Origin of the sequence: Stenotrophomonas sp. 22692, from assembly GCF_052045015.1 — a bacterium.
In the GTDB taxonomy this organism is placed as follows: Bacteria; Pseudomonadota; Gammaproteobacteria; order Xanthomonadales; family Xanthomonadaceae; genus Stenotrophomonas; species Stenotrophomonas geniculata.
This window is the reverse complement of record NZ_JBQEMR010000052.1, coordinates 1-24,489: the sequence shown is the minus strand read 5'-3', so window position 1 is coordinate 24,489 and position 24,489 is coordinate 1. Positions and strand designations below refer to the sequence as shown.

The window sequence follows — 24,489 nt, the reverse complement described above, 5'->3', positions numbered from 1 at the left end:
AGCCGCATGGATGCGGCGACCGAGCTTACATGGACGTACTTGCAGCGGCCCCCAGCCGACCCACCCTCCCGGCCCATCCCCGAGCTGGCTGGACCACACCGCGGAGGGGGCGGCGCCCGATGGCCGGTCTTTCACCCGAACCATGGCATGCTCGGCGCCAAGCCCACCCGGAACCTCCGCCATGCGCCTGTTCACCCGTGTCCTGCCCCTGATGCTGCTGGCCTCCCTGTTGTCCGGCTGCGGCTACAACGCCATCCAGCAGAAGGATGAAGCGGTCAAGGCCAGCTGGTCGGAGGTCATCAACCAGTACAAGCGCCGCGCCGACCTGGTGCCCAACCTGGTGCAGACCGTGAAGGGTTTCGCCAGCCAGGAAGAGCGCGTGCTGACCGAAGTGACCAACGCCCGTTCGCGTGTCGGCCAGATCAATGTCAACGCCGATGACGAAGCCTCGCTCAAGCAGTTCCAGCAGGCCCAGGGCGAACTGGGCAGCGCGCTGTCGCGGCTGCTGGTGGTCACCGAGAACTATCCGCAGCTGAAGTCCGACCAGAACTTCCGCGACCTGCAGGCCCAGCTGGAAGGCACCGAGAACCGGGTCACCGTCGCGCGTGGCCGTTACATCCAGCAGGTGCAGGACTACAACACCTACATCCGCTCGTTCCCGCAGGTGATCACCGCCAAGCTCTTCGGCTACAAGACCAAGCCGAACTTCACCGTGGACAACGAAGCGCAGATCTCCAACGCGCCGGCGGTCGATTTCGGCAACGCGCCGCAGCAGCCGGCGCCGCAGCCGGGCCACTGACCGATGCGCCTGGCCACTGCGCTGCTGGTTCTGCTGCTGTGGCTGCCGCTGGCGTCGCAGGCGCAGCAGCTGGCGCCGGTTCCGGCGCTGGATTCGCCCGTGGTCGATACCACCGGCACGCTGGATGCCGCGCAGAAGCAGGCACTGGTGCAGCAGGCGCTGGACCTGCAGCAGCGCAAGGGCAGCCAGCTGCAGGTGCTGGTGGTGCCCACCACCCAGCCGGAAGACATCGCGCAGTACACCACGCGCGTCTTCGACCAGTGGCAGATTGGCCGCAAGGGCGTGGATGACGGCGTGCTGCTGGTAGTGGCCAAGGACGACCGGCGCGTGCGCATCGAGCCGGGCTACGGCCTGGAAGGTGCGATTCCCGATGCCATCGCCAACCGGGTCATCCAGGAATACCTGGTGCCGCGCTTCCGCAGCGGCGACTACGCCGGTGGCATCACCGATGCCACGGCGGTGCTGGTCAAGTTGATCGACGGCGAAACGCTGCCGGCACCGGTCAGCGGCCATCGCGGGCGTGAGCCCAGCGGTGGCGGTGATACCTGGTTCCTGGCGCTGTTCATCGGTGTGTTCGCCGGCAGCATCCTGCGCGGCGTGTTCTCGCGCGTGCCGCGTCCGCTGCGTGGCGTGCTCGGCGGTGCCGGTGCAGCCCTGGCGGCGTTCCTGTTCACGTCCACGCTGCTGGCCAGTGGCCTGGCGGGCATCGTAGGCCTGATCGTGGCCATGCTCTCAGGACACCCGGGCCGCTTTGCCGGTGGCGGTGGCTGGGGCGGTGGCAGCTGGGGCGGGGGCGGCGGCTTCGGTGGCGGTGGAGGATTTGGCGGCGGCTGGGGAGGCGGTGGTGGCCGCTCCGGTGGTGGCGGTGCTTCGGGGGGCTGGTGATGATCCAACGACTGTGTCGTCATGTGTTTTCGCCGTCGGTACGGCGCGCGTTCCCGCCGGCCACCCTGCAGGCGATCACCGAGGCCATCGCGGCCGGTGAGCAGCGCCACTGCGGGCAGGTGATGTTCGCGGTGGAAGCGGACCTGCCGCTGGCCGCGCTGTGGCACAGGGTCACCCCACGCCAGGCCGCCGAGCATGCCTTCGCGCGCCTGCGCACCTGGGATACCACCCACAACAATGGCGTGCTGATCTACCTGCTGCTGGCCGACCACGCCATCGAGATCGTCGCCGACCGTGGCCTGCACGGCCGGGTCAGCCCGGCGCAGTGGCAGCGGGTCTGCACCCACCTGCGCGAGGGCCTGCGTGGTTCCCATCCGGTGGGAGCGCTGCAGGATGCCATCGACGAGGTCTCCAGCCTGATCGAAGGGCACTTTCCGGCCTCGACGCGGTCGAACGATGACGCGTTGCCGAACTCGCCCCAGCTCCTTGGTTGAGCCGGGGCGGCACTGGCCCGAGAATAGGCGTTCAACCGCAAGGCACCTTCCATGATCTATTTCCACGACATCGACCCCATCGCCCTCTCGCTGGGGCCGATCAAGGTGCACTGGTACGGCATCATGTACCTGCTCGGCTTCACCGCGGCCTGGCTGCTGGGCCGCAAGCGCATCGCCGCCGGTCGCCTGCCGGGCGTCGATGCCAACGGCTTCTCCGACCTGCTGTTCTACGCCATGCTCGGCGTGGTGCTGGGCGGGCGCATCGGCTACATGCTGTTCTACGCGCTGGGCGATTTCCTGCACAACCCGCTGCTGCTGTTCAAGGTCTGGGATGGCGGCATGAGCTTCCACGGCGGCCTGCTCGGCGTACTCGGTGCCTGCTGGTGGTGGTCGCGCAAGCACGCGCTGCACTTCTTCGACACCATGGATTTCATGGCGCCGCTGGTGCCGCTGGGCCTGGGCTTCGGCCGCATCGGCAACTTCATCGGCGCCGAGCTGTGGGGCAAGTACACCGACGGCACGTGGGGCGTGGTGTTCCCGTCCGGCCTGCCGGCGCCGCTGAACCAGCTGGACCACGCGACCCTGCAGACGCAGTTCGCGACCGGTGCGCTGAACCAGTTCGCGCGTCATCCGTCGCAGCTGTATGAAGCGTTCCTGGAAGGCCTGGTGATGTTCGTGGTGCTGTGGGCCGTGTCGGCCAAGCCGCGCCACCGTTACCTGGTCGGCGGCCTGTTCGCGCTGATGTACGGCCTGTTCCGCTTCGCCGTGGAGTTCGTGCGCATGCCCGACAACGGTGTCTACGTGGCCTTCGACTGGCTGACCCGCGGCCAGATCCTCAGCCTGCCGCTGATCGCCTTCGGCCTGGTGCTGCTGGTGATGTCGCGCCGCGCGCCGGTACTGCAGCCGCAGCTGCCGGTGGCTGCCGAGGGCAAGGCATGAAGGCTTACCTGGACCTGCTCTCGCACGTGCTCGAGCACGGCGCCGAGAAGAGCGACCGCACCGGCACCGGTACCCGCAGCGTGTTCGGCTGGCAGATGCGTTTCAACCTGGCCGACGGCTTCCCGCTGGTCACCACCAAGAAACTGCACCTGCGCTCGATCATCCATGAGCTGCTGTGGTTCCTGAAGGGCGACACCAACATCGGCTACCTGAAGGACAACCAGGTGCGGATCTGGGACGAGTGGGCCGACGAGAACGGCGACCTCGGCCCGGTCTATGGCAAGCAGTGGCGCAGCTGGGCCACCGCCGATGGTCGCGAGATCGACCAGATGCAGTGGCTGGTGGACGAGATCAAGCGCAACCCCGATTCGCGCCGGCTGGTGGTCAGCGCCTGGAACGTCGGCGAGCTATCGCAGATGGCGCTGATGCCGTGCCACAACCTGTTCCAGTTCTATGTGGTGGACGGCAAGCTCAGCTGCCAGCTCTACCAGCGCAGCGGCGACATCTTCCTCGGCGTGCCGTTCAACATCGCCAGCTACGCGCTGCTGACCCACATGGTGGCGCAGGCCACCGGCCTGGGCGTGGGTGATTTCGTGCATACGCTGGGCGATGCGCACCTGTATTCGAACCACTTCGAGCAGGCGCGCGAGCAGCTGTCGCGTGAACCGCGCGCGCTGCCGAAGCTGTGGTTGAACCCGGAGGTGACCGACCTGTTCGGCTTCCAGTTCGACGACATCCGCATCGACGGCTACGATCCGCACCCGGCGATCAAGGCGCCGGTGGCGGTATGAGTTCCCGATTGATTTCCAGCGGCCTGCTGGCGCTGTGCGGCATGTTGCCGCTGGCCATGGTGCAGGCCGGACCGGCCGATGCGCTGTCGTTGGCCCGGCAGGTCAATGAGCAGATCGTGCACAAGCACATGCGCGAGGAAGTGCAGGCGTTCGCTGGGGCGTTCAACGGCAGCACGATGATGCCCCAGGATGTGCCGGAAGGCTGCCGGGCGCAGATGCGTGAGGCGGTAACCGGCATGTACACGGCGATGACCGAGCACCTGAAGGCGGGTGTCGAGGATCCGGCCTATCAGCGCATGCTCGAGCAGCAGCTTGCCACCGTCTATTCAAGTGACCAGTTGCAGGCATTTCTGGCACGTCGTGCCAGCACCGACACTGCTGCGTTGTCGGCAGACATCCTGTCAGGACCGGGCCTGAAGGATATCGAAGAGGCGCAGAAGCAGAAGATCCTCGATGGCCTGGATGAGCAGTCCACATCCAGCCCCGAGCTGGCAGCGGCGCTGCAGGCTGCCAGTGCCGCCAACGCTGCCTGCGAACGCCTGCAGATCGACGCCAGCTGAGGAGGTGGTAGCAATGAAGCTGTCGATGATCGTGGCGCTGGATCGCAACCGTGGCATCGGCCAGGGCAATGCCATGCCCTGGCACCTGCCGGATGATTTCAAGCACTTCAAGGCGCTCACCCTGGGCAAGCCGATCCTGATGGGGCGCAAGACGGCCGAGTCGATCGGCCGCGTACTGCCGGGGCGGACCAACCTGGTGCTGACCCGCAGCGGCCAGGTGCCGTTCGAGGGCATGCGCGCGGTGGCGTCGCTGGATGAGGCGAAGACGATTGCCGAACGCGAGGGCGCCAGCGAGCTGTGCATCATCGGCGGCGGCGAGATCTTCCACCAGCTGCTGGACCAGGCCAGTGACCTGTACCTGACCTGGGTGGATGCCGAAGTCCCCGCCGATACCCATTTCCCCGAGGTGGATGCGCAGGACTGGCGGGAAGTGAGCAGCGAGCCGCACCCGGCCGACGAACGCCATGCCCACGCGTTCCGCTTCGTGCACTACGTGCGCCGCTGAAGATGGTTTCTTGTAGAGCCGAGCCATGCTCGGCTGCTGTTGCCGGACACATCCCGTAGCCGAGCATGGCTCGGCTCTACAGGATTGCCTACGGCATCCGGTAATGCCCGATGATGGCGTGCTGGAACAGCAGATTCTCTTCGCGCGTGCCGCGCGCGATGTTGTGCAGCACCAGCGGCGTGCCGTTGGCCAGCCTGCGGTCGGAGACGATGCCCACGTGCAGCAGGCCGTTGCCGTTGAGCTTCCAGGCGACGATGTCGCCGGCCGCGTAGTCGGCGGCGAGGGCCGTGATCGGCTGCTGCCAGCCCTGCCGTTCGAACCAGCGCATCAGGTTCGGTACGCGGCGATGATCGATGTTGCGATCCGGTCGTGACAGGCCCCAGATCGCCGGATAGGCACTGAAGTTGCCGCGCATGTCCTCATGCACGCGGGCCTGCAGGTCCACGTCCAGGCTGCGCAGCGCGCGCACCACCACGTCGGTGCACACGCCGCGATCAACCGGGACGTCTCCACCGGGATAGGCCAGCACCTGATAGGCAGGGTCGTAGCGGGTGGTGACGCCGATCTGCGCGCGCGCTGCAGCCACCAGTGGCGGCGAAGGCGCCTGCGGTTGCGATGGCGTGTGGCCGACGTTTCCGCCGCCGGTGGGGGCCGGGGCCGAAGTGGGCTGGCAGCCGCTGGCCAGGGCCAGCGTCAGCAGCACCATCCATGGTGCCCAGTCGCGCCGCGTCATGCCTGCGGCGGAGGACTGTTGTTGCCGGGGCCCGCGGAGCCACCACCACCGCCACCACGGCGACGACGACGGCGCGGGCCGCGATTGCCCGGGGTGGCGGCCGGAGCGTTACCGCCGCCCTGTTCCTTGCCCTGCGCCGACGCAGCCGGGCGCTCGTGCGCCGGGCGCGCGGGCGGGCGGGCGTTGGGCACGGGGGCGGGTACATCGCGGCCTGGTACCTGCACCACGCGCAGTTCATCGGTATCGAGCTGGATCGCGGTGAGCTTGCCGCCCCAGACCGCGCCGGTGTCGATGGCGTGCACGCCCTGGGTGATGGTCAGGCCCAGCGCCGACCAGTGGCCGCAGACCACCTTCAGGTCGCGCTCGACCCGGCCCGGCACTTCGAACCAGGGATACAGCCCCTGTTCCTGCGTGCCCGGCGTGCCCTTGTCCTCGATGCCGATGCGTCCGCGCGGGGTGCAGTAGCGCATGCGGGTGAGCACGTTGATGATCGCGCGCGAGCGGTCGTAGCCGGACAGGTTGGGGGCCCAGCTCGGCTTGTCGCCGTACATGTTGCGGAACAACTTGCGGTAGCCGGCGCCGTGCAACTGTGCCTCGACTTCAGCCGCATGCTTCTCGGCCATCTGCGTGGTCCACTTCGGCGCCAGGCCGGCGTGCACCATCATCCAGCCCAGTTCGCGGTCCACGTGCACCAGCTTCTGCAGGCGCAGCCAGTCCAGCAGTTCGTCGCGGTCCTCGGCCTGCACGATGCGCAGCAGGTCCGGATTGACCTTGCGCTGTTCCTCTTCGGTGCGGGCACCGACGGCCAGCAGCGAAAGGTCATGGTTGCCCAGCACCACCACGCTGTGCTCGCGCAGCGAATGCACCAGCCGCAGCGTTTCCAGCGACTGGCCACCCCGGTTCACCAGGTCGCCGCAGAACCACAGGGTGTCCTGCGCCGGGTCGAAACGGATCTTTTCCAGCAGTCGCTGGGTGACGTCATAGCAGCCCTGCAGGTCGCCGATCGCCCACACACTCATCGTTCGGCCTCCGTGTCAGTGCAGGGTACGCGGGATGGCCAGCACGAAAGGTGCGACCGGCGCGGCAAATTCGGTGCCGTCGTCGGCGACCATGTCGTAGTGGCCCTGCATGGTCCCGTGATCGGTCCCCAGCATGACACCGGACGTGTAATGGAAGTCTTCACCGGGACGCAGGCGCGGCTGCTCGCCGATCACCCCGTCGCCGTCGACATGCTCGACGCGGCCGTTGGCATCGGTGATGCGCCAGTGGCGTGCGACCAGGCGCGCGGCAACACGTCCCTGGTTGTGGATGCGGATCGTGTAGGCGAACGCATAGCGCCCGTCTTCCGGCGCGGATTGATCGTCGAGGAAGCGCGGTGCGACTTCGACGGAGATGGCATAAACGTCAGCGTCTTCCATACCGGCAGTGTAATCAGGAGGCATTGGCCAAGGCGATGAATTCGGCCACGTCCAGCTGTTCGGCGCGGGCATCGGGACGCACGCCGGCGGCAACGAACTGTTCGGCGGACACCACGTTGTTCAGGGCGTTGCGCAGGGTCTTGCGGCGCTGCCCGAAGGCGGCCTTGACAACCTCGGCGAAACGCTTGTGGTCGTTGATGTTGATTGTGGCCGGGTCACGCGGCACCAGCCGCACCACGGCCGAATCGACCTTCGGCGGCGGCCGGAACGCGCCCGGCGGCACCACGAACAGCGAGGTCACCTGGCAGTAGGCCTGCAGCATCACGCTGAGCCGGCCGTACACCTTGCTGCCGGGGCCGGCGGCCATGCGGTCGACCACTTCCTTCTGCAGCATGAAGTGCATGTCGCGGATCACCGCGGCATGTTCCAGTGCATGGAACAGGATCGGCGAGGAGATGTTGTAGGGCAGGTTGCCGACCAGGCGGATCGGCTGGCCGGCAGCCAGCTCGGTGAAGTCCACGCGCAGCACGTCGCGGTGGACGATGGTCAGCTCGCCCAGCGGCTCGGCGGCGGCGGTCAGCGGCGCGATCAGGTCGCGGTCGAACTCGATCACCGTCAGTTTCGGATGCACGCGCAGCAGCGGCAGGGTGATCGCGCCCTGGCCGGGACCGATCTCGACCAGGCGGTCACCGTCTTTCGGGTTGACCGCCATCACGATCTTGTCGATGTAGTGGCGGTCGGCCAGGAAATGCTGGCCAAGCTGCTTCTTGGCCGGGGCGGTGAACACCGGGCCGGAGGGGGAATGCGGGGAATTCATGCGCTCAGTGTACGTTGCCGCGCAAGCTGCGCACACAACGTCGTTGCCGCCTGCAGGCTGGAAGGATCGGCAATGCCGCGCCCGGCCATATCCAGTGCCGTGCCATGGTCCACCGCCACGCGCGGGTAGGGCAGGCCCAGGGTCAGGTTCACCGCCTGCTCGAAGCCCGAATACTTCAGCACCGGCAGGCCCTGGTCGTGGTACATCGCCAGCACGGTGTCGAAGCCCGCCAGCTTGGCCGGCAGGAAGGCGGTATCGGCCGGCAGCGGCCCGATCAGGTCCATGCCCTCGGCGCGCAGGCGCTGCAGCAGCGGGATGATCAGGTCCAGCTCCTCACGACCCAGATGGCCGTCTTCGCCGGCGTGCGGATTCAGGCCGAGCACGGCGATGCGCGGCGCAGGCAGGCCGAACTCGCGACGCAGGGCGGCATGCACGGTGCGCAGGGTGTGTTCCAGGCGGGGCGCGGTGATCGCGTCGGCCACCTCGCGCAGTGGCAGGTGGGTAGTGGCCAGGGCCACGCGGACGATGTGGTTGGCCAGCATCATCACCACCTTCACCCCGGCCTGGTCGGCCAGCAGTTCGGTGGTCCCACTGTAGGCGATGCCGCCTTCGTTGATGACCGCCTTGTGCACCGGGCCGGTGACCACGCCGTGCAGTTCGCCAGACAGGCAGGCCTGGCCAGCACCGAGCAGGGCACCGATGACGGCGCCGGCATTGGCCGGGTTGGCCTGGCCGAAGTGGCTGGGCACGGTATTGGCCACAACGCGCACACGCAGATCGCCGGGGACGCGTGCTTCGGCGTCCTCGGGCAGCAGCTGCAGCGGCAGGTTCAGCGCGGCGGCGGCCGCGCGCAGGGTATCCGGGTCGGCGAAGGCCAGCAGCCGGCAATCTTCACGCGGCTGCTGGACGAGGCGGACACACAGCTCCGGGCCGATCCCGGCGGGCTCGCCCGGTACCAGAGCGAGCTCGGGACGCATCGGTCAGGACTGCGGCGGCGTGGCGGTATTTTCCGCGCGGTCCCCGCTGCGGAAGCTGACATAGGCTTCGCCGCGCAGTTCCTGCAGGAAGCGGTTGTACTCGTCTTCCAGCTTGCGGCGGCCGATGGTCTCGCGGACCTGGGCGCGCTGGTTGTCGTTGGTCACGTCGGTCTGGCGGGTGGCCACGCGCTGCACGATGTGCCAACCGGCATCGGTGCGGAACGGCTGGCTGACGCCGCCGTCCTGGATGCCGGCTACCTGCTGGCCGAACGCCGGACCGAACGCGTCGACCGGGAACCAGCCCAGATCGCCGCCCTGGCCCTTGCTGTTGTTGTCCTCGGAGGATTCCTTGGCCACGGTCTCGAAATCCGCGCCGCCGGCGATGCGGGCGCGCAGGGTATCGATCTTGGCCTTGGCGGCAGCGTCGGTCTGGTGATCGTCCACGCGCACCAGGATGTGGCGGCCGTGGTATTCGGTGACCGTGTGCGCGCCACCGCTGGCGGCGCTGGCATCACGCACTTCCACCAGCTTCAGCAACTGGAAGCCGCTGGGGCCGCGGATCGGGCCGACCACTTCGCCGGGTTTCATCTTTTCCATCAGCTGGGCAAAGGCCTGCGGGATTTCATCCAGGCTGCGCCAGCCCAGGTCGCCGCCTTCCAGCGCGTTGGGGCTGTCCGAATAACGCACGGCGGCCGCGTTGAAGTCCAGCTCACCCTTGTCCAGCAGGGCCTTCACGCCTTCAGCCTTCTTCTGGCCGGTGGCGATCTGGTCGGCGTTGGAGCCGTCGGGCAGGGCGATCAGGATGTGCGCCAGGTGGTACTGGTTGCCCACCGTGGCCTGCTGCTTCAGCGCGGCGTCCACTTCACCCTCGCTGACGCTGATGCGGCTCTGCGCGAAGCTCTGGCGCAGGCGCTGCACGGTGATTTCATCGCGCACCGAAGCACGGAAATCGTTGAAATCGATGCCGTCGTGGGCCAGGCGCTGGCGCAGTGCATCCAGGTTCGAGCCGTTCTGCTGGGCGATGGCATTCATCGCCTGGTTCAGCTCCTGGTCGCTGACGCGGATGCCGCTGCCCTGGGCGCGGGCCACCTGCAGCTTGACCAGCACCAGGCGCTCGAGCACCTGGCGGCTGAGCACGTCTTCCGGCGGCAGCTGGTTTTCACGGCCGGCGTACTGCGCCTTGATGTTGGCGATCGCACGCTGGAGCTCGCTCTGCAGGATCACGTCCTCGTCGACGACGGCGGCGATGCGGTCCAACGGCTGCGCCTCCTGCGCGAGCACCTGCAGGGGGGCGGACACGCTGGACACCGCCAGCAGGGAGGCGAGAAGAACGGGGAAGCGCTTGGTCATGGGATCTGATTCGGATCGTAGTCATCCCGGGTCGCCCCGGTGTTGCTGGGCGGCACGAGATAGAGGTCGTCGCGGTTGTAGCCGAGGATAGCACGGCGCAGCGTACGGTCCGTGTCCTGGCCGATGGAGCTGAGGCCCTTGAGCACGAACTCCAGCTGGAAGGAATTGTTCATGTCGCCTTCGCGGTTGCGCACGTAGCGGCGGGCCACCGCACGGACCGCCAGGCAGCAGCTGTCCCACTGCACGCCGGCGATGATCTCCAGCGGTTCCTTGTCCTGCAGCGAGTAGTAATACCGGCCCACCAGGCTCCAGCGCGCATTCAGCGGGTACAGGAACGACAGGTCGGCCTGCTCCAGCAGGGTCCGGTCATGCTTGTTGGCGGTCGCCGGGGCGCCGGCGTTGATGCGGTAGCGGTAGCTGAGGTTGATCACGCCATCGTTGGGCATCAGATAGCGGGCGCGGACGCTGGCCAGATCCTCGCGCTTGTACTTCGGGTCCCACTGGTAGGTGGCGCCCAGGGTCCAGCGGTCGTTGATCATGTAGTTGCCGTCGGCGATCCACGCCGACTTGCCCTTCTCCACCGGTGCGCCGCCCGGCGTGGTGCTGACCCGCGATTCGTCGAAGTACTGGATCTGGCCGATCGCGGCCGAGAAGCGTTCCTTGCCGGTGGTCTGGTCGATGAAGCGGGTGCCCAGTGCCAGGGTCAGCTGGTTGGCATCGTTCTGGCGGTCGGCGCCGGTATAGCGCGAGTCGCGGAACAGCTGGCCCCAGCTGAAGGTGAAGTCACGGGTGTCGAAGATCGGCAGCTCGTCCTGGTTGCGGTAGGGCGTGCGCAGGTAGAACAGGCGCGGCTCCAGGGTCTGCAGGAATGACTTGCCACCGATCGACGTCTCGCGATCGAAGAACAGGCCGGCATCAAGGCTGCCGATCGGCAGGCTGCGGCTGGGCGAGGTATTGCCGCGCAGCTGTTCCGGGGTGGCCGTGGCCGGGTCGATGCCCTGCGAGCGCAGGATCTGGGCCTGGATGCCGTTGACGCCGTCGACCAGGCCGCGGTCCAGCTGGTAGGCCGTATAGCGGTAGGCCAGGGTCGGGGTGATGTACCAGGCCGCGCCACTGATCGGGAACGACACGTACGGCTTCACGTCCAGGCGCGAGCCACCGCTGATGCCAATACCGGATGTCTGCTGGATGCCGTTCCGCGTGTACTGCAGATCCGTGCCCCGGTCCGGTCCGTACTTGAAGTTGACGTCGTCGTGGGTGAAGCGCACCGCTTCGGTGTAGATGCCGGTTTCCAGCCACGGCAGCACCGGCTTGTTCCAGTTCAAGAACAGGCGTGGCTCGCGGTTGTAGGGCAGGGCGCGCTCGTCGAGGGTGTAGTCGGTCAGCTGCCAGCGGTCGGCCATGATGCCGGCCGTCCAGTTCTGGCCGGTGCCGTACAGGCCGATGGTGCTCTGCAGGTTGGAGGCGGTCACGCCCACCAGGCGGTTGGCGAAGTCCTCGACATAGCGCTCGTCGCTCACCCAGGCCAGGTTGGCGCGGGCCTGCCAGTGGCTGTTCACGTTGTGGTAGCCGTCGAACATCACCCGGCCGCGGTCGCGGTCGCGCAGCTTGTCGCTGGGCATGTAGCTGGTCAGCACCTCGCCACGGCCGCCGTTGTAGAGGTAGCGGAACTCGTTGTCGAGCAGCAGGCCGCGCCGGCTCATGTAGCGCGGGGTCAGGGTGTCATCGTAGTTCGGCGCCAGATTGAAGTAGATCGGCTGCGCGTAGTCGAAACCGTTGCGGCCGGACATGCCCAGCTGCGGGAACAGCAGGCCGGTCTTGCGGCGGTCATCGATCGGGAACTTGAAGTAGGGCGCCCACAGCACCGGCACCTTGCCGATGCGCAGCACCGCGTTGCGGGCCGTGCCGAAGCCTTCGTCGTTGTCCACTTCGATCTGCGGCGCCGACAGCTTCCATACCGGCTGCGACGGGTCGCAGGTGGTGTAGGTGGAGCGGTGCATCTGGCCGACCGCGCCCTGCAGGTCGACCGACTCGGCATCGCCGTTGCCCCGGCGCGACACCAGCTGGTACTTGATGTCGGAGATCTTGTGGGTGTCGCTTTCCTGGTTGCCTTCGGCGCGCTTGGCGACCATCCGGATCGACCCGTCCTGGTAGCGGACATTGCCGTCGGCGATGTAGTTGCCGGTCTCGGTGTCGAAGCTGAGCTTGTCGGTACCGACGAATTGGTCACCGCGGCGCAGCGCCACGTTGCCCTCGTACTGCGGCACGGTGGTGGTGCCCAGCAGCTGGTCGCCTTCGATGTCGGTCGGCTGGTTCTCGCGGGCGGCCGCGGCGGCAGCCTTGTCCTGGGCCGGGACCGGGGTGGGGGCGTCTGTGAACGCGGGAATGACGTCGGTGGCCGGGCACAGGCCCCAGTTGAGCGGCTTATCATCGGCCATCGCCGGCAGGCTGATGGCGATGCTCAGAGGCAGGGGAAGCAGGCGGAGGGCTCGGCGCACGCGGTTCGGATTCGGGCGAAAACGGACGGTAGCTTGCCCCATCCCTTGCATAGGGGCAATGAAGGGCGCCGGAGCCTGCCGGTTCGGGTTCATCCGGCGGAGGCACCCGCAGAGGGGGTGATCAGGGCCTGGACATGGGCCACGCTGCACTCGGCCAGGGCCTGCAGGTCGTAGCCTCCCTCCAGCATCGAGACCACCCGGCCGGCCGCGTGACGGCGTGCCAGCGCGTGCAGTTCACGGGTGATCCAGGCGAAATCGTCGGTCTCCAGCATCAGGTCCGCCTGCGGATCACGCAGGTGGGCGTCGAAGCCGGCCGAGATCAGCAGCAGCTGCGGGCGGAAGTCGTCGATGGCCGGCAGCATCTCGTCGGCCCAGACGTTGCGGAAGCGGAAGCCGCCGCTGCCCGGCGGCAGCAGGATGTTCATCAGGTTGCCGGCACCGCGGTCGCGGCGCAGGCCGGAATTGGGAAACAGCCCAGCCTGGTGGGTGCTGTAGTACGAGACCCGGGCATCGTGCTGGAAGATGTCCTGGGTGCCATTGCCGTGGTGCACGTCGAAATCGACCACCGCGATCCGCTCCAGGCCATGGCGGTCGCGGGCATAGGCGGCGGCGATGGCGATGTTGTTCAACAGGCAGAAGCCCATCGCCGTGCTGCTGGTGGCGTGGTGGCCCGGCGGGCGCACCGCGCAGAAGGCCAGCGGGTCCTCGCCCAGCATCACCGCATCGACTGCGGCCACACCGGCACCGGCGGCGTGCACGGCGGCGCTGGCCGAGCCGGGCGAGGTCCAGGTGTCCATGTCCAGCTGGCGCAACGGCGCGGTCTGCGGCTGCAGCACGAAGTCGAGCAGGGCGCTGTCGTGGACCCGGGTCAGTTCGCCGAACTTGGCCGGCGGCGCTTCGCGCCAGTCCAGCTGGCCGGGGAAGGCCGCGTGCAGCGCGTCCAGCACCTGCTGCAGGCGTTGCGGGCATTCGGGATGGCCGGGACCGGGGTCATGCAGCAGGCAGGACGGGTGGGTATAGACCAGCATCGTGCCGACTCAGCGCTGGCGCTGCTGCGGTTGCCACAGCGCTTCGCCCTCGCCATCGGCGCGGGCCAGCACCCGGGCCAGCACGAACAGCAGGTCCGACAGCCGGTTGAGGTACTGCAGCGCCTCGCTGCGCACGGCTTCGTGGCGGGCCAGGGTGACCGTTTCGCGCTCGGCGCGGCGGACGATGGTGCGGGCCAGATGGCAGCGCGCGGCGGCTTCGCCGCCGGCTGGCAGGATGAATTCCTTCAGCATCGGCAGGTCGGCGTTGTAATGGTCCAGCTGCTGTTCCAGCGCCGAAACGTCGGCGGCATGGATCGCAGCGTGGCCGGGGATGCACAGTTCGGCGCCCAGGTCGAACAGCTGGTGCTGCAGATGCACCACCAGCGCGCGCACATCCTCGGGCAGGGGAGCAGCCAGCAGCAGGCCGAGCGCGGCGTTGGCCTCGTCGACGGTGCCGAAGGACGCCACGCGGGCGTCATCCTTGGCCACGCGCTGGCCGTCGCCAAGGCCGGTACTGCCGTCGTCGCCGGTGCGGGTGTAGATGCGCGAGAGGCGATGACCCATGGCGCGGCTCAGTGGCGGATGTCGCGGCGGGCCTGCTGGAGCTTCAACACCTGCTCCACGGCCAGCTGCAGGGCGGCGGCCAGCGCCACATAGATCGCCGTGGTGCGCAGGTAGGGCCCGAACCACTGCGCGTAGTTCTGCGCCCAGCCGGCCAGGGTCGGCTCGGCCACGTTGCGGCTGGACCAGTAGAAGCCGCCCTGAGCCAGCAGGTGGCAGACCGCCACCGAGGCGACCAGCAGCAGTGCGCCCTTGGCCAGTACCGGCCAGCGCGCGCTCTGGTAGTTGCGGCCCAGCAGCATGCCGCCGGCCCACAAAGAGAAGTAGGCCGGCAGCAGCAGCCAGTAGCCCGGCGACACGCAGTAGTGCTGCCAGAAATCCAGTCCGCTGCTGCGGATCACGATCCAGTCGACCAGCACGGCGAACACCATCAGCAGCGGGAACGCCCAGCGCGTCCAGCGGGCCAGGTAGAAGCCACCGATGAAGAACACGGCCCAGGAGGCATCCGGAATGGCCGCGAAGTGGTTGACCCGGGTCGCCGCCAGCAGCAGTACGAGTACGGACAGGACGAAGGCGCGGTTGGCGGTATCGGACATGGCGGGGGCCCGGAGCGGATTCAGGTTTCATTCTAGCCCGCCGCGCAGGTTGGCGCAGGTGCCGCCCGTTCGGCGTACAGTCGGGACGAGCGCGTATCATGAACACATGAGTGAACGACATGACGTGCTGATCGTCGGTGGTGGCCTGGTCGGTGCCAGCCTGGCCATTGCCCTGGACCGCCTGGGCCGCGACGTGGGCCTGCTCGAGGCCAGCCCGGCCGGCGAGCTGCCTGCGGTGTTCGACCAGCGCAATCTCAGTTTCGCCGCTGCCACCGTCAATGCGCTGACCGCGCTGGGGGTGATGCAGAAGCTGGCGATGGCACCGGGCCCGATCCGGCGCATCCATGTCAGTCGTGCCGGCGATTTCGGCCGTGTGCAGCTCGAAGCGGCCGATTACGACCGGCCGTGGTTCGGCCAGGTGGTGGTCGCGCGCGATTTCGGCCAGGCGCTGGAAGCGCGGCTTCAGGAGCTGCCGCGCCTGCGCCGTTATCGGCCGATGCGGTTCCTGGGACTGGGCGAGGTGGTGGACGGCTACCGCCAGGTGCGGGTGGCTGACGAGGCGGGTGAACGCGTGCTGCTGGCACGTCTGGTGGTGGGGGCCGATGGCACCACCAGCGGCGTGCGTGGCGCGCTGGGCATCGAGGTCGACCGCCATGATTTCCAGCAGACCCTGTTCGTGGCCCGCGTGCGCAGCCAGCGCGCGCCGGACGGCACGGCATGGGAGCGGTTCACCGATACCGGCCCGACTGCCCTGCTGCCGCGTGGCGATCGTCACTTCGGCACCGTGCATGGCGTAGCGCGCGACCACGCCGATGCGGTGATGGCGCTGGACGATGTGGCGTGGCTGCAACGCCTGCAGAACGCGATCGGCTGGCGTGCCGGCCGCCTGCTCGAATCCGGTCCACGCAGTGCTTATCCGCTCATCCAGATACTGGCGCGCGCGCTGGCCAGTGAACGCACGGTACTGCTGGGCAATGCCGCGCAGACCATTCATCCGCTGGGTGCACAGGGCTTCAACCTGGGCCTGCGCGATGCGCTGACCCTGGCCGAGCTGCTGGAGGATGCGCATGAGGATGCCGGCAGTGATGCACTGCTGCAGGCCTATGTCGCGCGCCGCGAGGAAGATCGCCGGCAGACGGTGGCGTTCTCCGGCGGCCTGGCGCGGCTGACCAGCAACCCGGCGCCGCTGATGCGGCCGCTGCGCAGCCTCGGCCTGGTGGCCGCGCAACGCGCCTCTGTGCAGTCGATGCTGGTCGGTGGCGCGATGGGCTTCCGTGGCGACGTGCCGCGCCTGTGCCGTGGAGAAGCCGCATGAGCCGGCGCACGCGTCTTGATGTGGCCATCGTCGGTGGTGGCGTGGTCGGTGCCGCGTGTGCGCTGGCGCTGGCCGATGCCGGCCTGTCGGTTGCGCTGGTGGAAGGCCGTGAACCCGCGCCGTGGCAGGCCGCACACCCTGACCTGCGCGTGTTCGCCTTTGCCGCCGACAACGTGCAGCTGTTGAACCGCCTGGGCGTGTGGCCGGCGATCGCGCAGGCCCGCGCCTGGCCCTATCGGCGCATGCAGGTGTGGGACGCGGCCGGTGGCGAGGATCTGCTGTTCGACGCTGATCGTTTCGGCCGGCGCGAACTGGGCTACATCGTCGAGAACGGCCTGCTGCAGGACCGCCTGTGGGCGGCGCTGCCGGCGGCGGGCGTGCAGCTGCACTGCCCGGCACGGGTGGAAGCACTGGAGCAGGACGAGGATGGCGTGCGCCTGCGCCTGGATGACGGTCGCCGCCTGGAAGCGGCGTTGGCGGTGGCCGCCGACGGTGCCGAATCGACCCTGCGCCAGCTGGCCGGGATCGAGGTTGAAAAGCATGACTACCACCAGCGTGGCGTGGTGGCCTACGTGGACAGCGATCTTCCCAACCAGGCCACGGCCTGGCAGCGTTTCCTGCCGGGCGGTCCACTGGCGTTGCTGCCGGTGGCCGAGCGCCGCAGCTCCATCGTCTGGACCCTGCCCGAGGATGAAGCGGCTCGCGTGCTGGCGTTGGACGAGGACAGCTTCAACCGCGAATTGACCCGCGCCTTCGCTGCACGCCTGGGCGAACTGCGTCTGGCCTCGCCGCGTGCGGCGTTCCCGCTGCGCCGCCAGCTGGCCCGTCACTATGTGGCCGGCCGCGTGCTGGCGCTGGGCGATGCCGCACATGTGGTGCATCCGCTGGCCGGGCAGGGCGTGAACCTGGGGCTGCGCGATGTCGCCGCCCTGCAGCAGTGGCTGGCGCCGTCCGCCGAGCGTCGGGGCCAGCCGCGGCTGTCGCCGCAGCGCCTGCAGCGCTGGGCGCGCGAACGGCGCAGCGACAACCACATCGCCGCCTACAGCTTCGATGCGATCAACCGCCTGTTCTCCAACGACGAAATGCACCTGACCCTGGCCCGCGGTCGTGCGCTGGGCTGTGTCGGCAAATGGCCGCCGCTGGTGCAGGCGTTCTGGAAGCGCGCCGCTGGGGTGTAAGCGGAATACATGCCGCACGACGCTTCCGGCATCAGTGAACAAAAAAAGGGGACGGAGGGGATCAAGTCGTTTGTGCCACAAACGACTTGATCCCCTCCGTCCCTTTTTTCAGTCGACCAGCCAACCGGCCAGGTCTGCACGATCCAGCTTGCCGCGACGCTTCACGTCCAATGCATTGAACTCATCGGCCAGTGCCGGATTTGCCTGCGCTTCCTCGCGGCTGATGAAACCATCGCCGTTCACATCCAGCGCGGCGAAGTGGATGCGGTACTGGCCAACCACGCTGCTGGGCTCCAGCGAACGCACCGTCACCTGTGCCTCGCCGGCCGGCTGTGCAATCTCGACGCTGCCGCTGACCCGACCGGCATCCAGTGGCTGCTGGCGGATCGCGCCGCCGGTGGGGCCCAGCGGCTGGCTCTGCGCCGGGGTGTGCGGCAGGTGCTGGGCCATGGCCGGTGCGGCTGACAGCAAAGTGATCAGCAGGGTGAGCGAGTGGTAGCGCATGGTTCCGTTCCCCGGTAGCGCCGGGCCATGCCCGGCGGATGCAATGGGTTCAGCGCAGCGGCGAGGCCAGCACCGTGATTTCTTCCCGATCGTGATACAGCTGCTTGGCGCGCACCACCAGCGGCTTGCCGGCCTGGTCCTGGAACAGGTCCAGGCACAAGCGGGTTTCGTCCCAGCGCTTCTTCATCGGCAGCTTCAGGTTGAAGATCGCGTGCCGGCACCAGCCTTCGCGGAACCAGGTGGCCATGCGCTCGGCCACGCGCCGCGGCTGCTCGACCATGTCGCAGACCATCCAGTCCAGCGGCTGCTCCGGATGCCAATGGAAGCCATCGGCGCGCAGGTGCTCGACCAGGCCGGTGTCCAGCACGTGCTGGCGCAGCGGACCGTTGTCGATGCTCAGTACGTGCATGTGCTGGCGGGTCAGCACCCAGGTCCAGCCGCCCGGTGCGGCGCCCAGGTCGGCCGCACGCATGCCGGGCTTGGCCAGCGCTTCGCGCTCTTCCGGCGTCAGCAGGGTCAGCAGCGCTTCGTCCAGCTTCAGCGCCGAACGCGAAGGCGCTTCGGGCAGCAGCTTCAGGCGCGGGATGCCCAGTGCCCACGGCGCGCTGTCGGCCGGGTCGGCCACGCAGACGAAGGCGTGGGTACCGTCGACGAACACCACGTGCAGGCGCGGCAGGCGCGTATTGGGCTTTTCGGTCAGCTTGCCGGCCTTGCGCAGCGCCGGGCGCAGCGCATTGCCGAAGGCACGGGCCAACCCGGACAGCGGCTTGCCAGCGTCCGAATCGGGGTGCTCCACCCACAGGTCGCCAAAGCGCGGCGCATCGGCCAGCACCTCCAGCATCGGGGTGATGCGATCGCTCGCGTCCAACTGCGGCAGCTCGGCCAGTACCAGCAGCTTCTGCCGCGCGAAGATCAGCTCGCGCCAGCGCAGGCGCGGTGCCAGCGCAGCCGCCTCGTCGCACATGAACAGCACGTAGCCGTCATTGCGCTGGGTGCGCGCGTAGCCGGCGAAACCGGCTTCACCGGCGCGGAACTGCAGCTCGCCGGCCAGCTCGGGCTCGAAGCCCTGCCGGCACAGGCACAGCAGGCCGATGCCGGTTTCAGTAACGGGCGCCATCGCTTTCCCCATAGGCACGCAGCACGCTGCGCGCAGCGTCGCGGTTCAAGCCCTGCACGACTTCGATGCCGCGCTTGTTGAGTTCGCCCACCCAGTCGGCCGGCAGCGGGCCTTCGTCGAACGGGGTCAGTTCCTCGACGTCGGCCGAGTTGGCGCCGATCAGCAGGCGGTCGATGCCGGCCCATACGGTGGCGCCGTAGCACTGGCAGCACGGCTGCGAGCTGGTGGCCAGGGTGACAGGCGACAGCACCGCGTTCAGGCGCGGGGTCTGCAGGCGCTGCTGGGCCAGCATGTAGGCCATGTTCTCGGCATGCGCCAGCGAGGTCGCATGCGGCATCACCCGGTTCACGCCGGCGGCGATGACCTTGTCATCCGGGCCGAACACCACGGCACCGAACGGGCCGCCACTGGCGTGTTCGACGTTCAGCCGCGACAGCTCGATCGCCAGCGCGACCTTGGCCTCATCGCCCGGATATCGACGATCCAGGTCGATCTGGTCGTGGATCCAGGCGGGAAGGGTCAGGTGGACTTGCGCGTACAGCATCGCGGGGGTGCCTCGTAGTGGGATGGAGGAAAGTGCGGTTGCTTGGGAAACCGGCGCGCAGTGTAGCTGCACCGGCCTGTATCGGGTGTGGCGGCGGATCAGCCCGGTGAACCGGTACGGATCACCACGTACTGCTTGCGGAATTCCAGCCCGGCCTGCGGCCAGCTGGCCGCGTAGGCGCGCAGCAGGGGAAGGGCGCCGGCGAAGTCGTGGCCGTTGACCCGGCAATCGGCCTCGCACAGGCCATCGGCATCGCGCGAGGCGAACAGGCGGATGGCCAGGAACTGGCGCGCCTTCAGCAGGTCGTCGAAGGCGTCCATGCTCTTGGTGAACAGACAGCAGGGGCAGGAACCGTGGTCGTCCTCGCTGCAGGTGGAGGCATCCACCTCCTGCGCGCGGTAGTGCGCCAACGGCCCCAGCACCACGGTGCGTTCGTGTTCCTCGCCGTCGTCGCTGGCCGGATAGGTCAGGCCCAGCATCGGCAGGCCCTGTGCATCTTCGGCGCCGATCGCGGTCTGCAGGGTCGCCAGGTCCACCCGCACCCAGGTCTGGAAGCCGGACAGCAGCGACGCCTGCTCATCGGCACCGTTGGCGTGCTGGTACTCGAACAGGCCATCGGCGAACAGCACGGGGTGCTCGATCTCGATGACCGTGGAGGTCTGCCAGCCGCCGTTGTCGCGCGCGTGTGCCGCCATCGCATGCGGTGTCAGGCGCAGGCCGCTGTCCAGCAGCAGCGCGCCGCCGTCGACGCGACTGGCGATGCCGGCGTCCTGCAGGACCTGCTGCAGCAGCGGGAGGAGGGCGGCGGAGGTCGTGGTCATGTCAGGCCTGTGGGTGGATGGGGTGAAACATCCAGGCAGGGCCTGGGGATCTAGCGGTCGAGCGCGTCGAGTTCGGCGCGATATCGCAGCGCGTCGGGCTGCTGCTGCGGATCGTTGCCGTGGTCGCGCAGCCAGGTTTCCAGCTCGCGGCGATAGTCCGCGCGGAAACCGGCATTGCCCGGGCTGAAGTGCAGCTTGCGTGCCGCCACCTCCACGCGCTCGCGCGCAGTGGCACGGGCCTGGGCGATGCCGTGCGGGGATTCGTTGGTGAGGATGACGAAGTTGCGCGGGAAACCCGGCGTGTACTTCACCACGAATGGCTGGTCGGGCGCCGGGATGCGGATCGCGTTCTCCAGCGGCCACAGCGAGGCGGTGTTGGTGTGGAACACCACTTCCACATCGCGGCCTTCGGCAGTGCGCAGCACCGCTTCGTAGCGCCAGATGTACTGCTCGTTCATCGTCGAGCTGGTCCGCTCGGACTTCACGATCACCGCTTCACCGCGCTCGCCCACCACGTTGAGGAAGGCGGCGTTGAGAAAGTGGCCGAGGAAGATGTTGAGCATCGCCAGCGGGAACACCACGATGGCGTAGCCCGGAAAGCGCCGCCACCACGAGACCAGCCCGGCCAGCACCATCGCCGAAAAGAACGTCAGCAGCGGATGCTGCGAGATGAACCAGAGCAGGGCGGAAAGGGCGGTGATCATCGTAGGGTTCGTGCGGGCGCCTTCCCGGCGCCCGCGCAGGTCCTCAGGCCGACCAGGTGTCGCGCAGGGTCACGCTGCGGTTGAACACCGGCTTGGCCTCGGTGTGGTCGCGGCGATCGGCCACGAAGTAGCCGGTACGCTCGAACTGGAACGACTGCTCCGGCGCGGCGCTGGCCGCGGCCGGCTCGACATAGCCGGTGACGGTGCGGCGCGATTCCGGGTTGAGGTAGTCGCGGTAGGTCTTGCCTTCCGATTCGTCGTCCGGATTGGCCACCGAGAACAGGCGGTCATACAGGCGGATCTCGGCCGGCACACCGTGCACGGCGCTGACCCAATGGATGGTGCCCTTGACCTTGCGGTTGGCGCCTTCCATGCCCGGACGCGATTCCGGATCCAGCCAGCCGCGCAGCTCGGTGATGGTGCCGTCGGCATCCTTTATCACTTCATCGCAGCGGATGATGCCGGCGCCGCGCAGGCGCACTTCGCCACCCGGGACCAGGCGCTTCCAGCCCTTCGGCGGTACTTCGGCGAAGTCCTCGCGGTCGATCCACACTTCGCGTGCGAACGGTACTTCGCGGCTGCCGAAGCTCTCGTCCTTCGGGTGGTTGCTGAAGGTCAGCTGTTCTTCGTGGCCTTCCGGCAGGTTGGTCAGCACCAGCTTGACCGGATCGATCACCGCCATGCGGCGCGGCGCGGCTCTGTCCAGGTCTTCGCGCAGCGCGCCTTCCAGCACGCTGAAGTCGATCAGCGAGTTCTGCTTGCTGATGCCCACGCGCTCGGCGAACAGGCGCATCGCCGCAGGGGTATAGCCACGGCGACGCAGGCCTTGCAGGGTCGGCATGCGCGGGTCTTCCCAGCCGTCCACCAGCTGTTCGGTGACCAGCGCCATCAGCTTGCGCTTGCTCATCACCGTGTAGTTGATGTTCAGGCGCGAGAACTCGATCTGGCGCGGCTTGGCTGCTTCGCGCGGCAGGCCGGCGTCGACCAGCGGTTGGGTCAGTGCATCGTCATGGGCGAAATCGACGTTGTCCACGCACCAGTCGTACAGCGGGCGGTGGTCTTCGAATTCCAGCGTGCACAACGAGTGGGTGATGCCCTCGATCGAATCACCCAGGGCGTGGGCGAAGTCGTACATCGGGTAGATCGGCCACGCGTTGCCGGTGTTCTGGTGCTCGACGTGCTTGATGCGGTACAGCGCCGGATCGCGCAGGTTGATGTTGCCGCTGGCCATGTCGATCTTGGCGCGCAGGGTACGCGCGCCATCCGGGAATTCACCGGCCCGCATGCGGCGGAACAGGTCGAGGTTTTCCTCGACGCTGCGGTCGCGCCACGGCGACGGGCGGCCCGGCTCGGTCAGGGTGCCGCGGTAAGCGCGCACTTCCTCGGCCGACAGGTCGCAGACATAGGCCTTGCCCTGTTCGATCAGCTTCTCGGCGGCCAGGTAATAAGTCTGGAAGTAGTCCGAGGCGTGGCGCAGCTCGTTCCAGCTGAAGCCCAGCCAGCGCACGTCGTCCTGGATCGCGGCCACGTATTCCGGATCTTCCTTGGCCGGGTTGGTGTCGTCGAAACGCAGGTTGCAGACGCCGCTGAATTCACCGGCGATGCCGAAGTTCAGGCAGATCGACTTGGCGTGGCCGATGTGCAGGTAGCCGTTCGGCTCCGGCGGGAAGCGGGTCTTGATCGCCTGGTGCTTTCCGCTGGCCAGGTCCTCGCGCACGATCTGGCGGATGAAATCGCGCTTTTCGTGGCTGTCGGCGGGGGTCTCGGGGCTGGCGGGGGTGTGCTCGGACATGAGTCGGCGAAAAGAAAGGCAGAAAGACCAACAGTCTAGCGCGTACGGGGCAGGGCTGCCCGGTAGGGCTGGCCGGCGGAATGGTCACGCGCCGTCACCACCACCATTCAGCCCCCGGGCGTATGCTGGACCCCATGTCCCATGGAGCCGCCGCATGCACATCGTGTACAAGGCCGACAACCTGTTCGACGCCCACCTGGTCAAGCACGCGCTGGAAGATGCCGGCATCCCGGCCTTCGTGTTCGGCGAGTCGCTGCTGGGTGGCATGGGCGAGCTGCCGCTGTTCGGCGTGCTGCGGGTGGGCATCCCCGACGCGGCGCGGCCGCAGGCCGAGGACATCGTGGCGGCGCTGGACTTGGGCCACGCACCGGACGCCCCCATCTCAGATGCAGACGACATAGCCGGACTTCCGGCGTAGGAGCGCATCATGTTGGGAATTGGCCAGGGCATCCTCGGCATCGGCGCCTTCAAGCAGCGCCTGCCGCGCCCGGAAGAAGCACTGCCGGGGCGTGACCAACCGCTGCCGCTGCACAGCAACCAGCACTTCGTGAACAGCCATCCGCTGAAGGACCGTTTCGCCGGCCTGCAGCAGATCCGTTTCGCGCTGGGCTGCTTCTGGGGCGCTGAGCGCAAGTTCTGGACCGAACCGGGCGTGTACAGCACCTCGGTCGGCTATGCCGGCGGCATTACCCCGAACCCGACCTATGAAGAGGTCTGCTCGGGCCTGACCGGCCACACCGAAGTGGTGCAGGTGGTGTTCGACCCGGCGGTGGTGAGCCTGGAGCGGCTGCTTCAGCTGTTCTGGGAGAGCCACGACCCGACCCAGGGCATGCGCCAGGGCAACGACACCGGCACCCAGTACCGCTCGGCGATCCACGCCACCGACGAGGCGCAGTACAAGGCAGCGCTGGCCAGCCGCGAGGCCTACCAGGCGCAGCTGGACGCCGCCGGTTATGGCCCGATCACCACCGAGATCGTGTATCCGGCGCCTGAGTATTACTACGCCGAGGATTACCACCAGCAGTACCTGGCGAAGAACCCGAACGGTTACTGCGGTATCGGCGGCACCGGCGTGAGCTGCCCGATCGGGTTGGATGTGGAGGTGCCGCGCTGACGCGCGGTGGTCCGCCTGCGGCGGGCAGAAGCTGAAAGCAACGGCCAAAGCCAAAGCCAAAGCCAAAGCGGCTCTGGGTTGCTGTGGGTTTGGCGGGACGGGTACAGATGGCGGGACACGCCGTGAACCCATCCCTGGGGGCTCGGCCACGGCATCCATGCCGTGGACGGTCCCGCCATCTGCACCCGTCCCGCCTTCGACAGTTTCCCGGTGACGGTGGGCAACAGCATTGGGTTACTGACGAACTAATGGAAAACAAAAAGGACGCGGCCTTCGCCGCGTCCTTTTTGTTTGTGAGCACGCGTAGCGCGCGACCCGCTTTTGCTCTTCTTTTCTTTCTTCCGTGGCGGACCGCCGCAGGAAACTGTCGAAGGCAGGGTGGGTAGGCCGTGCAGGGGCGTGAGCCGCATGGATGCGGCGACCGAGCTTACAGGGACGTACTTGCAGCG

At 67.9% G+C, this 24,489-nt stretch carries 26 protein-coding genes and 1 pseudogene; 11 read left to right on the top strand and 16 right to left on the bottom strand.

The genetic code is table 11. The features are described from left to right. Window positions 1–181 precede the first annotated feature (181 nt). The 7 genes from ACTJJM_RS19900 to ACTJJM_RS19870 are packed head-to-tail and all read left to right on the top strand — an operon-like array spanning window position 182 to window position 4,973. Window positions 182–799, top strand: coding sequence for a LemA family protein (locus ACTJJM_RS19900; RefSeq protein WP_019336335.1), 618 nt, complete (start codon window positions 182–184; stop codon window positions 797–799). 3 nt (window positions 800–802) lie between these two features. Further along, window positions 803–1,684, top strand: coding sequence for a TPM domain-containing protein (locus ACTJJM_RS19895; protein WP_440865912.1), 882 nt, complete (start codon window positions 803–805; stop codon window positions 1,682–1,684). Next, window positions 1,684–2,178 (top strand): TPM domain-containing protein, encoded by a 495-nt coding sequence (locus tag ACTJJM_RS19890; RefSeq protein ID WP_440865911.1) that lies wholly within the window; start codon window positions 1,684–1,686, stop codon window positions 2,176–2,178. Before ACTJJM_RS19895 ends, ACTJJM_RS19890 begins: the two co-directional genes overlap by 1 nt. Window positions 2,179–2,229: 51 nt before the next feature. Beyond that, window positions 2,230–3,117 carry a prolipoprotein diacylglyceryl transferase gene (gene lgt / locus ACTJJM_RS19885; RefSeq protein ID WP_049411645.1) on the top strand — a complete coding sequence of 296 codons (888 nt, stop codon included), beginning with the start codon at window positions 2,230–2,232 and terminating at the stop codon, window positions 3,115–3,117. Then, complete coding sequence (locus ACTJJM_RS19880; RefSeq protein WP_012479193.1) at window positions 3,114–3,908, top strand: thymidylate synthase; 795 nt, start codon at window positions 3,114–3,116, stop codon at window positions 3,906–3,908. Before lgt ends, ACTJJM_RS19880 begins: the two co-directional genes overlap by 4 nt. Next, window positions 3,905–4,468, top strand: coding sequence for a hypothetical protein (locus tag ACTJJM_RS19875; protein WP_224328990.1), 564 nt, complete (start codon window positions 3,905–3,907; stop codon window positions 4,466–4,468). Before ACTJJM_RS19880 ends, ACTJJM_RS19875 begins: the two co-directional genes overlap by 4 nt. A gap of 13 nt (window positions 4,469–4,481) precedes the next feature. Next, the gene (locus ACTJJM_RS19870; protein WP_043398081.1) at window positions 4,482–4,973 is read left to right on the top strand and encodes a dihydrofolate reductase; all 492 of its coding nucleotides are present in this window, start codon (window positions 4,482–4,484) and stop codon (window positions 4,971–4,973) included. Window positions 4,974–5,061: 88 nt separating this feature from the next. Here ACTJJM_RS19870 and ACTJJM_RS19865 read toward each other — a convergent pair whose 3' ends face one another. The 10 genes and pseudogenes from ACTJJM_RS19865 to ACTJJM_RS19820 all read right to left on the bottom strand — a co-directional run bounded on the left by ACTJJM_RS19865 (window position 5,062) and on the right by ACTJJM_RS19820 (window position 14,951). Continuing rightward, entirely contained in the window at window positions 5,062–5,706 is a 645-nt protein-coding gene (locus ACTJJM_RS19865) for a DUF1287 domain-containing protein (protein ID WP_099560575.1), read from the bottom strand. Beyond that, a complete protein-coding gene (locus ACTJJM_RS19860) occupies window positions 5,703–6,725 on the bottom strand; it encodes a symmetrical bis(5'-nucleosyl)-tetraphosphatase (protein ID WP_235651160.1) in 1,023 nt (340 codons plus the stop codon). Before ACTJJM_RS19860 ends, ACTJJM_RS19865 begins: the two co-directional genes overlap by 4 nt. Before the next feature lie 15 nt (window positions 6,726–6,740). Beyond that, window positions 6,741–7,124, bottom strand: coding sequence for a Co2+/Mg2+ efflux protein ApaG (gene apaG, locus ACTJJM_RS19855; protein WP_005412297.1), 384 nt, complete (start codon window positions 7,122–7,124; stop codon window positions 6,741–6,743). Between the two features lie 13 nt (window positions 7,125–7,137). Then, complete coding sequence (gene rsmA / locus ACTJJM_RS19850; RefSeq protein ID WP_005408139.1) at window positions 7,138–7,941, bottom strand: 16S rRNA (adenine(1518)-N(6)/adenine(1519)-N(6))-dimethyltransferase RsmA; 804 nt, start codon at window positions 7,939–7,941, stop codon at window positions 7,138–7,140. Next, a complete protein-coding gene (gene pdxA, locus ACTJJM_RS19845; RefSeq protein ID WP_197576555.1) occupies window positions 7,938–8,918 on the bottom strand; it encodes a 4-hydroxythreonine-4-phosphate dehydrogenase PdxA in 981 nt (326 codons plus the stop codon). Before pdxA ends, rsmA begins: the two co-directional genes overlap by 4 nt. Before the next feature lie 18 nt (window positions 8,919–8,936). Next, window positions 8,937–10,268 (bottom strand): annotated as a pseudogene (locus ACTJJM_RS19840) (peptidylprolyl isomerase); the annotation flags it as partial. Beyond that, window positions 10,265–12,766, bottom strand: coding sequence for an LPS-assembly protein LptD (gene lptD, locus ACTJJM_RS19835; RefSeq protein WP_100050048.1), 2,502 nt, complete (start codon window positions 12,764–12,766; stop codon window positions 10,265–10,267). The pseudogene ACTJJM_RS19840 and the gene lptD, both read right to left, overlap by 4 nt. An 89-nt stretch (window positions 12,767–12,855) precedes the next feature. Further along, window positions 12,856–13,794 carry a histone deacetylase family protein gene (locus tag ACTJJM_RS19830; RefSeq protein ID WP_241875184.1) on the bottom strand — a complete coding sequence of 313 codons (939 nt, stop codon included), beginning with the start codon at window positions 13,792–13,794 and terminating at the stop codon, window positions 12,856–12,858. Between the two features lie 9 nt (window positions 13,795–13,803). Then, complete coding sequence (locus ACTJJM_RS19825; RefSeq protein ID WP_049411657.1) at window positions 13,804–14,358, bottom strand: cob(I)yrinic acid a,c-diamide adenosyltransferase; 555 nt, start codon at window positions 14,356–14,358, stop codon at window positions 13,804–13,806. Window positions 14,359–14,366: 8 nt separating this feature from the next. Beyond that, a complete protein-coding gene (locus ACTJJM_RS19820) occupies window positions 14,367–14,951 on the bottom strand; it encodes a hypothetical protein (RefSeq protein ID WP_019338105.1) in 585 nt (194 codons plus the stop codon). Window positions 14,952–15,057: 106 nt separating this feature from the next. Between ACTJJM_RS19820 and ubiH the strand changes: the two genes are divergently transcribed. Both ubiH and ACTJJM_RS19810 read left to right on the top strand, forming a co-directional pair. After that, a complete protein-coding gene (ubiH, locus tag ACTJJM_RS19815; RefSeq protein WP_197601719.1) occupies window positions 15,058–16,266 on the top strand; it encodes a 2-octaprenyl-6-methoxyphenyl hydroxylase in 1,209 nt (402 codons plus the stop codon). Continuing rightward, window positions 16,263–17,444 carry a UbiH/UbiF family hydroxylase gene (locus tag ACTJJM_RS19810; RefSeq protein WP_197598173.1) on the top strand — a complete coding sequence of 394 codons (1,182 nt, stop codon included), beginning with the start codon at window positions 16,263–16,265 and terminating at the stop codon, window positions 17,442–17,444. The genes ubiH and ACTJJM_RS19810 overlap by 4 nt, the downstream gene beginning before the upstream one ends. Window positions 17,445–17,552: 108 nt before the next feature. On the opposite strand, the gene ACTJJM_RS19805 is transcribed toward ACTJJM_RS19810, so the two are convergent. The 6 genes from ACTJJM_RS19805 to ACTJJM_RS19780 form a co-directional block, all read right to left on the bottom strand. Further along, window positions 17,553–17,948, bottom strand: a complete 396-nt coding sequence (locus ACTJJM_RS19805) for a hypothetical protein (RefSeq protein ID WP_019337027.1) — start codon at window positions 17,946–17,948, stop codon at window positions 17,553–17,555. A 49-nt stretch (window positions 17,949–17,997) separates the two neighbouring features. Beyond that, entirely contained in the window at window positions 17,998–19,065 is a 1,068-nt protein-coding gene (gene rlmM / locus ACTJJM_RS19800) for a 23S rRNA (cytidine(2498)-2'-O)-methyltransferase RlmM (RefSeq protein ID WP_019337028.1), read from the bottom strand. After that, complete coding sequence (locus ACTJJM_RS19795) at window positions 19,049–19,609, bottom strand: nucleoside deaminase (protein ID WP_004154307.1); 561 nt, start codon at window positions 19,607–19,609, stop codon at window positions 19,049–19,051. The genes rlmM and ACTJJM_RS19795 overlap by 17 nt, the downstream gene beginning before the upstream one ends. Before the next feature lie 98 nt (window positions 19,610–19,707). Beyond that, window positions 19,708–20,430 (bottom strand): DUF6348 family protein, encoded by a 723-nt coding sequence (locus tag ACTJJM_RS19790; RefSeq protein WP_010481815.1) that lies wholly within the window; start codon window positions 20,428–20,430, stop codon window positions 19,708–19,710. A gap of 50 nt (window positions 20,431–20,480) precedes the next feature. Next, entirely contained in the window at window positions 20,481–21,134 is a 654-nt protein-coding gene (locus ACTJJM_RS19785; RefSeq protein WP_010481813.1) for a membrane protein, read from the bottom strand. A 43-nt stretch (window positions 21,135–21,177) separates the two neighbouring features. Next, on the bottom strand, window positions 21,178–22,926 hold the full coding sequence (locus tag ACTJJM_RS19780) for a glutamine--tRNA ligase/YqeY domain fusion protein (protein WP_010481811.1): 1,749 nt from the start codon (window positions 22,924–22,926) through the stop codon (window positions 21,178–21,180). Window positions 22,927–23,080: 154 nt separating this feature from the next. On the opposite strand from ACTJJM_RS19780, the gene ACTJJM_RS19775 reads away from it, so the two are divergent. Continuing rightward, window positions 23,081–23,344 (top strand): putative signal transducing protein, encoded by a 264-nt coding sequence (locus ACTJJM_RS19775; RefSeq protein WP_010481810.1) that lies wholly within the window; start codon window positions 23,081–23,083, stop codon window positions 23,342–23,344. Window positions 23,345–23,374: 30 nt separating this feature from the next. Next, entirely contained in the window at window positions 23,375–24,040 is a 666-nt protein-coding gene (gene msrA, locus ACTJJM_RS19770) for a peptide-methionine (S)-S-oxide reductase MsrA (RefSeq protein ID WP_043398134.1), read from the top strand. Window positions 24,041–24,489 lie beyond the last annotated feature (449 nt).